The sequence below is a fragment of the Exiguobacterium sp. s70 genome (assembly GCF_018618315.1).
Lineage (GTDB): Bacteria > Bacillota > Bacilli > Exiguobacteriales > Exiguobacteriaceae > Exiguobacterium > Exiguobacterium chiriqhucha.
Genome location: NZ_JACSLV010000001.1, coordinates 86,302 through 100,231 on the forward strand (window position 1 = coordinate 86,302; position 13,930 = coordinate 100,231).

13 protein-coding genes are annotated in these 13,930 nt (G+C 50.8%); all 13 read right to left on the reverse strand.

Annotation, left to right across the window (positions count from 1 at the left end; genetic code table 11):
- Nucleotides 1–150: 150 nt before the first annotated feature.
- Nucleotides 151–921, reverse strand: a complete 771-nt coding sequence (locus KNP84_RS00505; RefSeq protein ID WP_215114036.1) for a DUF92 domain-containing protein — start codon at nt 919–921, stop codon at nt 151–153.
- Entirely contained in the window at nt 900–1,454 is a 555-nt protein-coding gene (locus tag KNP84_RS00510; RefSeq protein ID WP_021065730.1) for a 5-formyltetrahydrofolate cyclo-ligase, read from the reverse strand. Before KNP84_RS00510 ends, KNP84_RS00505 begins: the two co-directional genes overlap by 22 nt.
- A gap of 55 nt (nt 1,455–1,509) precedes the next feature.
- Nucleotides 1,510–1,674 carry a 50S ribosomal protein L33 gene (gene rpmG / locus KNP84_RS00515; RefSeq protein ID WP_255313299.1) on the reverse strand — a complete coding sequence of 55 codons (165 nt, stop codon included), beginning with the start codon at nt 1,672–1,674 and terminating at the stop codon, nt 1,510–1,512.
- Between the two features lie 84 nt (nt 1,675–1,758).
- A complete protein-coding gene (locus KNP84_RS00520; RefSeq protein ID WP_058763919.1) occupies nt 1,759–3,960 on the reverse strand; it encodes a 1,4-alpha-glucan branching protein domain-containing protein in 2,202 nt (733 codons plus the stop codon).
- Nucleotides 3,961–3,974: 14 nt separating this feature from the next.
- Nucleotides 3,975–4,745: a DUF4912 domain-containing protein gene (locus KNP84_RS00525; protein WP_021065728.1), complete on the reverse strand. Its 771-nt coding sequence runs from the start codon at nt 4,743–4,745 to the stop codon at nt 3,975–3,977.
- Nucleotides 4,746–4,864: 119 nt separating this feature from the next.
- On the reverse strand, nt 4,865–5,527 hold the full coding sequence (gene phoU / locus KNP84_RS00530) for a phosphate signaling complex protein PhoU (RefSeq protein WP_021065727.1): 663 nt from the start codon (nt 5,525–5,527) through the stop codon (nt 4,865–4,867).
- Nucleotides 5,528–5,542: 15 nt separating this feature from the next.
- A complete protein-coding gene (pstB, locus tag KNP84_RS00535) occupies nt 5,543–6,304 on the reverse strand; it encodes a phosphate ABC transporter ATP-binding protein PstB (RefSeq protein ID WP_052013661.1) in 762 nt (253 codons plus the stop codon).
- A gap of 103 nt (nt 6,305–6,407) precedes the next feature.
- The gene (pstA, locus tag KNP84_RS00540) at nt 6,408–7,319 is read right to left on the reverse strand and encodes a phosphate ABC transporter permease PstA (RefSeq protein WP_215114037.1); all 912 of its coding nucleotides are present in this window, start codon (nt 7,317–7,319) and stop codon (nt 6,408–6,410) included.
- Nucleotide 7,320: 1 nt separating this feature from the next.
- On the reverse strand, nt 7,321–8,265 hold the full coding sequence (pstC, locus tag KNP84_RS00545; protein WP_021065724.1) for a phosphate ABC transporter permease subunit PstC: 945 nt from the start codon (nt 8,263–8,265) through the stop codon (nt 7,321–7,323).
- 83 nt (nt 8,266–8,348) lie between these two features.
- Complete coding sequence (locus KNP84_RS00550) at nt 8,349–9,284, reverse strand: PstS family phosphate ABC transporter substrate-binding protein (protein WP_021065723.1); 936 nt, start codon at nt 9,282–9,284, stop codon at nt 8,349–8,351.
- A 153-nt stretch (nt 9,285–9,437) separates the two neighbouring features.
- Nucleotides 9,438–11,495, reverse strand: coding sequence for a peptidoglycan D,D-transpeptidase FtsI family protein (locus KNP84_RS00555; RefSeq protein WP_198662263.1), 2,058 nt, complete (start codon nt 11,493–11,495; stop codon nt 9,438–9,440).
- Between the two features lie 166 nt (nt 11,496–11,661).
- Complete coding sequence (locus KNP84_RS00560) at nt 11,662–12,270, reverse strand: superoxide dismutase (RefSeq protein ID WP_021065721.1); 609 nt, start codon at nt 12,268–12,270, stop codon at nt 11,662–11,664.
- A gap of 83 nt (nt 12,271–12,353) precedes the next feature.
- Nucleotides 12,354–13,823, reverse strand: a complete 1,470-nt coding sequence (locus KNP84_RS00565) for an alpha-amylase (RefSeq protein WP_215114038.1) — start codon at nt 13,821–13,823, stop codon at nt 12,354–12,356.
- Nucleotides 13,824–13,930: the final 107 nt, after the last annotated feature.

A 13,930-nucleotide genomic window follows, 5' to 3' on the forward strand; every position in this document is an offset into this window, starting at 1 on the left:
AACAATCTGTTTCATGTTTTTGTTATGTCTGTTACATAAAGATTGTAACATCATTCACAAACACTCACTACTAAGGAAACCGTTTTCACTTTGGCGATATTGTGACAAAATTCACATTCGTTTGAAACATCTACATTTTCTGTACTACCCTCATCGTAACAAGAGGAAACTAATCGTCGCGGCCGCGGCGATCGACAAAAAGTTGACGGCGTCATTGCCGAGAAAACGCCAGCCCGACACATAAGCCGTCGGCTCATGATGATGCATTTTCTTCTCGGTCAACTTGCCGCACACACGGCATCGATATTTCCGTTGCACCGTGGCCCCTAACAATGTGTCGACGACGCTGCCGCTCAATCCGAGAGCGATCAAGACGAGCGCGAACGTCACATCGATCTCGATAAATGGAAGCGAGGCGAGGATGATGACCGTGGCCCCGACAATCGACATGACCGTACCGAACACGGACACCCCACCACTCGTTCCCGGTTCGACTTCACGGAACGTCCGAATCGAGCGCGGTTTCTGCTTGGCGAGGACGCCGAACTCAGATCCCCACGTATCACTCGTCGCCGCGGCAATCGAGGCGACATAGGCGAATAACCAGGCATCGTTTGGCGCAAGAATCATTCCAAGCGCCGTCACCATGCCGACGCCCCCATTGGCGAGCACTTGTACGAAATCACGGGGACCCGATTTCTCAACAATCTCATCGACAGGCGCCTTGTCCCGGGCACGATATTTCGAGGCGAGCGACGATGTCGAGAAGAAGACACCGAGTAAATAGAGCCCGAACCAACCGAAACCGTAGCCGATGACCGTCCCCGTCACGACCGTCAAGACGGCACCGGAGCGGGTCAACGAGCGCAATCGATAGCCGGCAAAGGCCACCAGACAAGTTACAACGAAGATGGCGAACATAAAATCGTTTCCCTTTCCGTCACGATGAATTCGACAGGAATGTCGTGTGGCTCAATCGGGATCTCATCGAGCAGTTGAACGTCATAGGCCAACGCGATGGTCGTCCCTTTGTACGTGGCGAGGTAGCGATCATAGTAGCCGCCTCCCCATCCGATTCGATAGCCGGACCGGTCAAACACGCGGCCCGGGACGATACAGACGTCAATCGAGCGCATCGTCGCTTCAGTCGTCGGCTCCAATATATTCATGACGCCCGGCTCGAGGTCTTCTAGCGAATGAATCTCATGGAACGTGAGTCCCTGTTTCGTAACTTTCGGCACAAACACCGATTTTCCTGCCTTCCATGCTAAGCGGATGAGCGGCAACGTATCAATCTCTAAATCGAGGGCGAGCGTGACAGCCACCGTGTCCGCCTCTTGCCACGCCTTCAGTTCGGTCAATGTATGTATGATGACGCGGTCCCGGTCCGACCGGTCGTCGAGTTCACGGATTTGACGATGTACGTCTTGCCGAAGTTGTTTCTTTTCAATCACTTCAATTCCCCCTTGTTCAAAAAAAAGGCCGCCACATGAGTGACGGCCAGTCTCATTATTTCACTTCGCGGTAAAGCGTGTGACGACGGAGACGTGGGTTGTATTTGCGCAATTCGAGGCGCTCTGGGTTGTTACGTTTGTTTTTCTTCGTGATGTACGTGCGATCGCCTGTTTCTGTGCAAGCTAGTGTGATTTTAACGCGCATTTCTTTCACTCCCATCTTACTAATGTTGTATCAAGTGCTTTTGCTTTACAGTCTAAGCATACTCAATTATCCTACCAATTTTTATTTGAAAAAGCAAGGTTATTTCGTGTTCTTTTTCAAACGTTTTTGCCCGTATGGCGAAGCATCGAGCGGCAGGCAGGTTTTTACGTTATCACCAATCGCATAGCGCATTCCGACTTCCTCAGTCGATAGTTGTTCGCAGATGTACACCGTGTCGGCTTCAGCGAGGACGCTGTTCTCGATTCGGTGAATCGCGTCGAACAGACCGCCGTGTCCGTGCGGATTGCGGGTCGTTTCAAAGGACAACATAGTTGAGTATAACGGAACTTGTAGTGCTTTCGCAAGCGAACGTGCCGCAGGAATCGTCATCCAATCAAATTGATGGATCGCTTTGAACGGAACTTTGGCCACGAGCTCATGCGCAAGTTTGACGTACGCCACGTTTTGGGCCGCGACTTGGTTCATCACGTGCTCCAAGAACGGGCTCGTCAGACGGACGCGGTACACGTGGACGTGGTTGTGACGTTCATACTCCGGTAACCCTTCCTTGAACGGGGTCAAGACGTACACCGTCTCGCCTTCCGCCGCCCGGGCTTCGACCTCGTCGATGACACGGCGTCCGAGATCACCAACGACGTTGCCTGTATATTCTGGCGTCAAGACGAGAATCGCCTCGCCTTCACTGCCACGTTCCTCAGTCACGTAATAGTCGTGCGGAGACAGGAACGTGTCGATGTCAATGTCCACATCATCAAGGAACGGATACGCGCGATAATGGTCGGCGAGCAGTTCATCCGATAACTTGTCTTGATACAGTGCCGTCTCGAGCTCAGCGAACAGGCGTGTGTGCTCGCGGAAGCGTTCGGCTGCATATTGGGCCGTCGTCTGTCCGTCGAGGATGAAGGCCCAGTCACTCGATACGGCGAGGACGTAATGTCGCACGAGTTGAATGAGCGCCCGATCGACGAGCGGTGAGGCGTGACGATAATCGGCCACGTCTTTGACGAGTTGTGTCTCCATCATGTGCAAGTGGCGGAGCATCCATTCGTTGCGCTCGTTGATCCACACGTCACCATAACCTTTACGCCCCCACGTGTTCATCGAGACGTGTACTGTCTCGAGGTCTTGGAAGTGGCGCTCGAGGAACAGGGCCGGCGTAATCGTCTCGATTCCGAACTCTTCGAGCCGCTCGGCGACCTTTCCGAGGAATTCAGGTCCTTCAAACCACCAATGTCCGAACAACTCGGCATCGAACGGTGCCGTCACGAGGAACGGCGGGAACATTTGTCCACCATGGGCCTCGAGATGCCCTTCGAGCGTCTGCGCAAAATCGAGGGCGTGGTTGTCGATTTGATGTTCGGCCCAGGCGCGGACATAATAGTCTTTCTCATCCGAGTCGCCCGTGATGCGGTGCATCTTCAGACCGGTATCGAATCGAATCCCTTCTGGGTGCATGAACTTTTCAATATACGCCCAGTCGCGGTCATAGGCGAGGTCACGATAAAACTCGCGATAGTCAGGATGGCCCGGATACCCGATCATCGAGCTCCAAATCTTCCCGGAGATGATTTGGTCACGCGGGAACAAGGCGACGCCATGCGGCGAGTAGACCGGTGCGCCAATCCCCTTGTCCGGAGTAGGGTCGGCATCGAGTAAAGCGTGCTCATCGACGAACGTATAACGAACGCCTTCCTCGTACAAGATGCGGTCGACACCCGGCGTATAGGCACACTCCGGCAACCAAATGCCGGTCGGGCGGAACCCGTAATGACGCTCGAAACAGTTCAAACCGGTACGGATTTCCGTGCGGGCGGCCTGCTCCGTGAACAAGTGCGGGTTGAAGCCGTGCGTCGCCGTACATGTGACCATATCGATGAACCCTTGCTCACGATATGTACGGAACGCATGGTTCAAGTTCTTTTCCCAATGCAGGAACGTTGTTTTCAAATCGGTGTAGCGCCCGCGATAAAAATGGAGCGTCTCAACTTCCTGTTCGCTCCGTCCTTCGGCGAGCTCAATCTCAATCAATTCGAGCATCTCATCCAAATGTTCCACGTAACGGTCCTGGACGAGCGGGTCGGCGAGCATCTCGACGACGGGCGGTGAAATGCTGACCGTCCAATGAAGCGGCTTTTGCAGACGGTCGATTTGCCACAGAATCGGGATATATGTCTCGGAGATGGCTTCATACACCCATCTCTCTTCTAAGCGGTGTTTCTCTTCATGTCGCACGTACGGAAGGTGGGCATGAAGGACGAGTGAAAAATAACCTGGTTTCATCAAATAAATCCTCCTCAGCGCACGAATCGGTATGCAGAATATTTAGGTAGCGTGTCGAGCAGTTCAGGAGACTCGACTTCCCCGTATTGCCAACGTCGTACCGGTTCAGCGAAACGACCATGGCCGGCTGGCTCCGCACGTGGCGTATCAATCGGTGAAGATGCGAGCAACGGAAGAAACTCCCCTTCCATCGTCCGAATCCCAAACTCGAACACATACGTCGTGTTCGGATCGAGTGGCCGAACGAACCAACTGTTCGTCATCTCCGGTAATTCGAACGTATATGAACGGTTCGCATGCCCGCTCGCGTAATCAAGCAACGTGATGTCGAGGATACGGAACGCCTTCGGCAAATCTTCCCACGGACGCATGAACTGCATCGACAACGTCTCCTTGACGCTGTCAGAAACCTCCCAAAAGACGTAGACGGCGTTCGGCGATTGAACGACCGCATGCATCAAATCTTGATCATAACGGTCAGGGAGCTTCCAGAACCCATCTGGGCCTTTATCTAGAAGCGGTGATTGGACTGGCAGCTCATGTTGCAGCGTCGAAGCGACCTGCGTCCCAGATGAGGCGGGTACTTGCTTCGATTTCGGTGTCATTGCTTTCTTCCCTTCGGTCTTTCGTTTTGGAGCGGCGGCTACCGGCTTGGCTGGTTCACCGTGTTGGGAACGCCATTTGCGCCAAGCGTACTGGACTTTCCCGATCGGCATGTCTAATTGTTCTGCAATCTGTTTTAACGTTAGTCCTTGTTGTTTCAAGGAAACGATTTTCTCTTCCATCTATTTGTGGCTCCCTTCCTAAAAAAAATCCATGTGTTCTACTATTCGCCTCCAACCCGTGAATTCCTGCACAAAAAAAAAGTAAAGAACAACTGGTCTGTTGTTCTTTACCACTCTTCTTACTGGTTTAAATCATAATGTTTCCCTTTTTCGAGGAAAATGAGATGTTCCCCGAAATTCGTCACGTGATCGCCCATGCGTTCTAAATAGCGGGCGATGTTCGAAAACTCATAGACATCGTTCGTCCCGACAGCCATCGTCGGCACAGATCCCATGTATTGTTTGATGACCTGCAAGTTCAAGTCATCGATGACTTTGTCCATCTCGTTCAAGTCACGCACCCGGCTGACCTCGCCTTTACGATAAGCGCGAGTCGCCAGCTCGAGCATGTCAATCAACTGCTCGGCCATCTGTTTGAGCGGCTTGATGTCTAACACATACGGGACGTGCTCGATGCGCGCAACGGCTTTGGCGATGTTCGTCGCATAGTCCGCGATGCGCTCAAGGTCTGTCGCCGACTTCATCGTCACGATCAAACGACGAAGGTCGGTCGCGACCGGTTGTTGTTTCGCGATCAACAGAATCGCCTCGTCATTGATTTCGAGCTCGAGGTCATCGAGTTCGTTGTCGTTGTCGATGACCGTCTGAGCGAGTACGAGGTCATGTTTTTCAAGCACTTCGATGGCCGTAGCGGTTTGACGCATCGTCAAATTCGCCAAGCGAACGACCTTGTCTTCTAATTCGTTTAACTTCGTATCAAAAAATGTGCGATTTTGTGCCATGATTGTCTCCCCTTCTTAACCGAACCGGCCAGAAATGTAATCTTCAGTCCGTTTGTCCGTTGGATTCGAGAAGATTTTATCGGTCGCATCGAACTCAACGACTTCTCCGTTCAAGAAGAACGCCGTCTTATCCGATACACGAGCTGCTTGCTGCATGTTGTGCGTGACGATGATAATCGAGTACTGCTCTTTCAACTCTTGGACGAGCTCTTCGACTTTTAATGTCGAGATCGGGTCGAGCGCTGACGTCGGCTCATCCATGAGGATGACGTCCGGTTCGATGGCGAGTGTGCGGGCAATACAGAGACGTTGCTGCTGTCCACCCGAGAGGCCATAGGCGTTCTCGTTCAAGCGATCTTTCACTTCATCCCAAATCGCGGCGCCGCGAAGCGAGCGCTCGACGATTTCATCGAGTACTTTTTTGTTTTTGATGCCGTGTGTACGTGGCCCGTACGCCACGTTGTCATACACCGATTTCGGGAACGGGTTCGGCTGTTGGAACACCATGCCGACCGACGTGCGAAGATCTTCGACTTTATAATCGCGGTCAAAGATGTTGCGACCATGATACAAGATTTCACCGTTCGTACGGACAGATGGCACGAGCTCGACCATCCGATTCAACGTCTTGATGAACGTCGACTTCCCGCAACCCGACGGACCGATGATGGCCGTCACTTCGTTTTTCTTGATGTCGAGGTTGACGTCGATCAACGCTTGATCGTCGCCATACCATAAATTCAAGTTGTTCACGACATAGGCACTTTCTTTTTGCATCACCGTTTCGTTCGGTTGAGTCGTCGTTGTATTCACTTCATGATCTCCTTTGAGTTCTTTTTGTTTCATCATCTCGAGAGTCCTCCTCGTTTACTGCTATGACTTAATGTCGGTTCGTGTACTTGTTACGGATATAGATGGCAGCCGAGTTCATGATGATCAACATCGTCATCAATACAATGATTCCGGCAGCGGCTAAGTTTTGGAATTCGGCTTGCGGACGGCTCGTCCAGTTGTAGATTTGAATCGGGAGCGCTGTGAAATCAGAGAACACATTGCTCGGCGTCGTCGAAATGAACGTCGCTGCTCCGACCATGATCAATGGGGCCGTTTCCCCGATTGCTCGCGATACTGCCAAGATGATTCCCGTGATAATCCCTGGAATCGCCGACGGCAAGACGACGTTGAACGTCGTCTGCCACTTCGAGGCTCCGAGTGCGAGCGACGCATGGCGCAATTCCATCTTGACGGAACGGAGCGCTTCTTGTGACGCGACGATAACAATCGGTAAACTCATCAGTCCGAGCGTGAGAGCTCCGGCCATGATTGAGTTCCCAAGTTCCATAATGCGAACAAAAATCGTCAATCCGAGCAATCCGAAAACGATTGACGGGACACCAGCCAAGTTTGAAATATTTACTTCGATAAATGACGTGATACGGTTTTTTGGTGCGTACTCTTCAAGATAAATCGCGGCACCAACACCGACGATAAATACCATCGGAACGATCAACATCATCAACCAAAGTGATCCGATTAACGCTGGATATAACCCGGCCTGTTCAGGACGACGGGATGGGAAGTTGCGGAGGAAGTCCAAGTTCACCCAGCCGCCACCTTTAGAGACGACATCATAAATCAATGTCGATAAGACGAGCAGGGCAAAGACAAGTCCCGCTAAAAAGACGTACTTAAAGATTTCATTTAATTGGAGACGGCGCTTAATCCGTTGTGAAACGGAAGCACGGTCCATCAAGTTCTTCGTATTCTTGAACTCACTGTTCGGCAATGCCATATTAGTACTCCTCTCTGAAGCGGCGCGTCACCCAGTTCGCGAATAAGTTCATCACGAGCGTAAAGATGAACAACAATGCGCCGACCGCATAGATACTGTAGTATTCGATTGTCCCGTATCCTGCATCACCTTTGGCGATTTGGACGATATAAGCTGTCATCGTTTGAATCGCGTTGAGCGGGTTGAACTCAAAGTTCGGTTGTGACCCACCTGCGATTGTTACGATCATCGTCTCACCGATGGCACGGCTCATCCCGAGGACGATTGAGGCGATAATCCCTGAGAGCGCGGCGGGCATAACGACTTTAATCGCGACTTCAAGACGCGTCGCGCCAAGGCCGAGGGCTCCATCACGAATCTTTTTCGGGACGGCGCTCATCGAGTCTTCCGAAATCGAAGCGATCATCGGAATAATCATGATTCCGACGACGATTCCCGGGCTGAGTGCGTTATAGATTTGAAGCCCTGGAATCAATGCTTGCAAAATCGGTGTGACGAACGACAAGGCGAAGAATCCGAAAACAATCGTCGGAACGCCAGCAAGCACTTCAAGAATCGGCTTCAAAATCGTGCGGGCACGCTCAGACGCATACTCGCTCAAATAAATCGCCGACGCCAAACCGAGTGGTACAGCGACAATCATGGCAATGACCGTAATCTGGAGTGTCCCCATGACGAGGGCCCAGACGCCGAAACGTTGATCGGCACTAAGCGGATACCATTCGGTCGAGCCTAAAAACTCGGCGACCGGTACGCGCTCGAAAAACTTGAACAGTTCAAAACCGAGTGTGAACGCGATGCCGACCGTCGTGACGACCGAAACGAATGCGCTCAAGAATAATAAGAACGGCATGACTTTATCAAACACGTTCGTCGTACTATATTTTTTTTTCTTATTGGCTTCAATCATCTCTCGAATTGACAGCCCTTTGTTTGGTTGATTCATCTCGTGTATCGCTCCCTACCTCTTCATACTAGAAAGCACGGCGAGAAGGCGAGAGCGACTCTCACCTTCTGCCTTCTGCGCTATTACTCGCCAGCGATCTCGTCGATCACTTCAGCGTTCTCATCATATCGTGCTTGTTCCATTCCGACATATCCAACTTCTTCTGAAAGGGCTGCTGCATTTTCATTCAAGAAGCGTGTGTAGTCAGCGACTTGTGGCTTGTCTTTCAATGACGCGTTGTTCACGTATGTGTAAATCTCACGTGAGAGCGGGTATGAAAGATCGTTGATCGTATCAGTCGTCGGCTCGATGCCTTCGACGTTCAACGCGCGAAGCGTATCTTGGTTTTCAATGTAGTATGCGTATCCGAAAAATCCGATTGCACCTTTCGTGCCGGCGACACCTGTCACGAGGACGTTGTCGTCTTCTGACAACTGTGCGTCTTCACGGATGTCCGTGTCGTCAAGGACCGCTTCGTTGAAGAAGTCGAACGTACCTGAGTCTTTACCTGGTGAGAAGAATGAAATTTCTTCATCCGGCCAGTCTGAGCGGACGTCTTTCCATGTTTTCACGTTCGTGTCTGTCCACATCTTGTTAAGTTCTTCAATCGTGATATCTTGTGCCCAATCGTTCTCTGGGTTGACGACGAGTGAAAGACCATCAAGAGCGACAGCGAGTTGAGTGTACTCAACACCGTTCTTCTCGGCTTCAGCCGCTTCTTCTTCTTTGATTTCACGTGATGCGTTCGAGAAATCCGTCTCGCCTGTTACGAAACGTTTGAATCCGCCACCCGTACCTGAGACACCGACCGTGACTTCAACGTCTGGCTGTTCAGCTGAATATTCTTCGGCTACGGCTTCCATGATCGGGAAGACTGTTGACGAACCATCCATGACGACTTTACCTGAAAGTCCTTCACCGTCGGCTGCGCCACCTTCTTCATTGTTCCCACACGCGGCACCGATGATGGCCACCGAAGTAATTGAAGCGACTAAAGCTGATTTTTTCATCCAAGACATTTCTGACGTCCTCCTTGAGTTTGCTTTGATTTGTGTTGTGGCTTCGTTGTTCTGTCCTACAATTAACATCCTAATAAACTACTATTAACGAGAAATAAACGGAACGTAAAAGAATTGTAAAGACGAAAAAAAGAAGCCACCGAAGTGACTTCTTTATTGAATCTGTGCTTGGACGTCTTCTAAGTCAAAATACGCCTTCATGATGTCGTGCGCGACACGGGTGTTGATCCCTTCCGCCTCGAGGCCTGGCATGATGATGGCCCAAGCGATTTCCGGGTCATCATATGGCGCCCAGCCGACGTGGTTCGAGTTGAGTGTCTTAATCGGTTCACCGTTCGCGTTTCGCTTCGCTTGACCATCTGGCCCTTCCGCGATCGCTTGAGCGGTACCGGTCTTACCGGCCGCCGTGATTCCCGTCTGTTGCAGGATACGAGACGTTCCACTCTCGACCCCTTGCCGGAATCCTTGGCGCGCCCGTTGAAGAAATTCATCACGAATATCGACTTTATTGAGCGCGTTCGGTTGGAACGTGCTGACGACTTGCTTGTTCGCTTCGTCGAGCGAGCCAGGTTCGATGATTTCTTTCAAGAGATGCGGTTGAATCCGGTATCCGCCGTTCGCAAGCGTCGACGTATACTGCGCCAATTGAATCGGCGTGTATGAGATGAACTGACCGATCGACATATCCATGAGGAGCGTAACACGGTCCGGTACGCTACGGAATCCGATTGATTCATATGGGAGGTCGATCCCTGTCTCAATCCCGAGTCCGAACTGCTTATAGTAATGTTCCATCGTATTGAATGCCTCGGTCACGTTCTCTCCGACGATTTGGCCGGTCGAGTAGTAATCGGCGAGCCGCAGGGCAATTTGGAACATATAAATGTTCGATGATAACGCGAGGGCATCAAGGTCGTTGATGTTCCCCATGTTCCGGTACGACGACTTGAGTGACGAACCGATACGAATCGGCGTGTCATAAATATATTCACCCGGTTGGATGACTTCTTCTTCAAGTCCGAACGCGACCGTCGCTCCCTTGATTGTCGAGCCGATTTGACTCGCCCGCAGGACCGTCCCGGTCGAGACGTCTTTGAATTCGTTCGTTTCATAGTCGAGCTCTTGTCCCGAGAGGGCGAGCAATTCACCCGTTTGCGGGTTCATGACGACGGCGAAGGCACGGTCAAAGTGCGGGCTGCCCGAGCGGCCGGCTCGAATCGCTTTCTTCAAAATCTCATCGATTTCTTTTTGGAATTCGATGTCCGTCGACAAGATGATATCTTTCCCTGGGTTCCCGCTAACGCGAGTCGGTTCTCCGACCGGTTCCCCTTTATACGTCGTGAAGACGTCATAGGCCGGGGTCCCGCGTAGCACGTCCTCATACTGTTGTTCGAGATAAGACGTTCCGACCCGATCATTCAAGCCATACCCTTTCGCTTGATACGAAGCGCGCTGCTCGGCTGGGATTTGACGATAACTTCCGAGGAAGCTTTGGAACGTCTCACCGAACGGATAATCCCGCTGATAATACGGTTCGACACTGACGCCAGGGAGCAGTTCCAAGTTTTCTTCAATCAGTGCCATTTCTTTTGGAGACGCCCCGATTTTAATGACTTGTGGGTCGAGCGCATAGCCTGACTCCATGTTATGTTTGATAGCGATGATTTCTTCGGTCGCATCATCAAACGTGATTTCCGCGTCCGTGATGGAATCGAGCAACAACTGGTCGACGTCTTGGTTCGACAAGGCGGCCCGTTCTTCTTCCGATAAATCAGCCAACAGGTTTTGGACCCGTTCTTGCGAGCGCTCCGGATCGATGGCAATCCAATAATCCTTGCGGTCCCGCTCCGTCACTTTACGGTCCTTCTCCGGTACGTCGACGATTTCCGCGAGCTTGATGGCGACTTCGAGCCGCTCTTCCGTCTTCGTCACTTGCGACCGGCGATACATGACCGAGTAGTTCGAGATGGTGTCGGCGAGCACTTGGCCGTTGCGGTCATAGATTTTACCGCGCGGTACCTCGTACTTGATTTTGCTTGATTCGGTCTTCTGAACTTCACGGGCAATCAACTCACCGTTGACGATTTGGACGACGCCTAAACGGAAAATGAGTGTCGCGAATAAGATGAAGACGATAAAGAACAATAAGTTCAATCGCAACGGAAGGTGGTTGCGCCGTTTCTTCGGCACTTTCACACGGTTTCTGGCCAATTCAGTTATCTCCTTTCTGATTCAATTCCTTCTATAAGTATAGGTGACGTATATGTCAGTGTTATTTCTATTTTTCGACTCGATTTTCACTATATCATAATTTGTTTACAAAATAATGAAATGTAGAAAAAATCCCGAGATTCAATCGAATCCCGGGACAGTGTCATTATTTTGCGTCTGCGTAGAGCTTCGCGACGTAATCCCAGTCGATGACATGGAAGAACGCTTGAATGTAATCCGGACGACGGTTTTGATAGTTCAAGTAGTACGCATGCTCCCAAACATCGAGACCGAGGATTGGCTGAACGCCTTCCATGATCGGTGAATCTTGGTTTGGAGTCGATGTGACTTCGAGTTTGCCGTTTTTCACGACGAGCCAAGCCCAACCAGAGCCGAAGCGTGTTGTCGCTGCTTTCGTGAACTCCTCTTTGAACGCGTCGAAGCTGCCGAACGCTTCGTCGATTGCAGAAGCGAGTTCGCCCGTCGGAGCACCGTTCTCGTTCTTCTTCAACAATTTCCAGAAGAATGAGTGGTTCCAGTGACCGCCACCGTTGTTGCGGACCGCTGTTTGAATGTCAGCAGGAAGTGAATCGAGGTTTTGAAGCAACTCTTCGAGTGAAGAGTAGTTCACGTCTTTTCCTTCGAGTGCATTGTTTACGTTCGTGACGTAAGTGTTGTGGTGTTTCGTGTGGTGGATTTCCATCGTGCGTGCGTCAATGTGTGGTTCAAGTGCATCGTATGCGTAATCAAGTTGTGGTAATTCAAATTTAGCCATAACTAAAATCCCCCTTAAATTGGTTTGAACAACGTTCGTTTTAAATGTAACAGATTTGTGACGGTCGACTCAATTGTAATGCTTCACTCGACGTCTTGTTCAGGTAACGCCCAAACCGAAATCGAACCTGCCGCTACTTTAAATACCCCATGTCCGTCTTCATCAATCTCAACGACCTCATCGACGGTCTGTGTCAAATCGACCCATTTCTCGCCGGCACGGTTCTCGCCGACGAACATCTGTTTCTCGGCTGCTTCACTGTTCGAGATGAGGACAGCACAACCCGAACGCTCGATCTCCTCGACACCTTGACGGACCCAACCGATGACGTGTTCGTCATCGAAGTAGTCGTCCTGTTGACCGTACGCTTTCTCCCGGCGTGCATAAAGGAGCGGATCGATTGCCACTTTCTTCCCATCGGCCGGGTGCGGTCCATTGATGCCGTAGTAGTCCCCATAGAACACACAAGGGTACCCGTCTTGGCGAAGCAAGATTAAACCGTAGGCGATTTGTTTGAACCAATCTTCGACCCATGACTCGAGTGCTTCCGCCGGTTGTGAATCGTGGTTATCGACGAACGTCACTGAGTGGAGCGGGTGGGACTGGACGAGCGTATCGTCAAAGATCGTCCGCATATCGAACGATTCTCCTTCTGTCGAGGCACGCTGCAAGTTGTAATGGAGCGGCACGTCGAACAAATCGACGTGATAATCGATGTTGTCGAGGAACTCACGGCATGCATCGAGCTCTGACTTCCAGAACTCACCGACCAAGTAGAAGTTGTCGCCTTTTTCAGCTTTCATTTTCTGGCTGAACTCTTTAACGAAATCATAGTTGATGTGTTTGATGGCATCGAGTCGGAACCCGTCGCACTGCGTCTCTTCGATAAACCACTTGCCCCAGCTAAGAACTTCTTCACGGACTTCTGGGTGGTGATAATCGATATTGGCGAACATCAAATAGTCATAGACACCGAACTCGTCATCGACGTTGTCGTTCCATTTTTTGTTTTCACCGAGGATGAAGAAGATACCGCTATGGTCGTTCGCAGCGTCATAATCTGTACCGTTAAAGTGATGGAAGTTCCATTTGAAAGAGGAATGTTTGTCGTTTCGACCTTCGAAATCAAACTTGGTCCAGCCTTCAATCTCGAACGGCTCTTCTGACAGCACTTTCGTGCGATCTTCCGGGTCGACTTCGAGCACATCGAACTTCTCGGTCGCATCGGCCCCGGCTTTATGGTTTAAGACGACATCCATATAGACTTGCATTCCAAGTTCTTGGGCATGCTTCGTCGCCTCGAGTAATTCCTCTTTTGTTCCGTATTTGGTCGCGACCGTTCCTTTTTGGTCAAACTCCCCTAAATCATACAAATCGTACACGCCATATCCCGTATCCTCGTCGCTCTGTCCTTTCGTGACAGGTGGCAACCATAATGCGGTAATTCCGACTTCCTTCAATTCAGAAGCTCGTTCTTTCAATCGCTTCCAATGTTTCTGATCAGCCGGGACGTGCCATTCAAAAAATTGCATCATCGTATGATTTCGTTCCATCTCGCTTCGCCTCATTTCATATTTTTCAAAAAACAAAATGCTAACGGATATTTACCCAGGACTTCGAGTTTGAAAACTAAAAATGAAAACAAAAAACAGCTTTCATC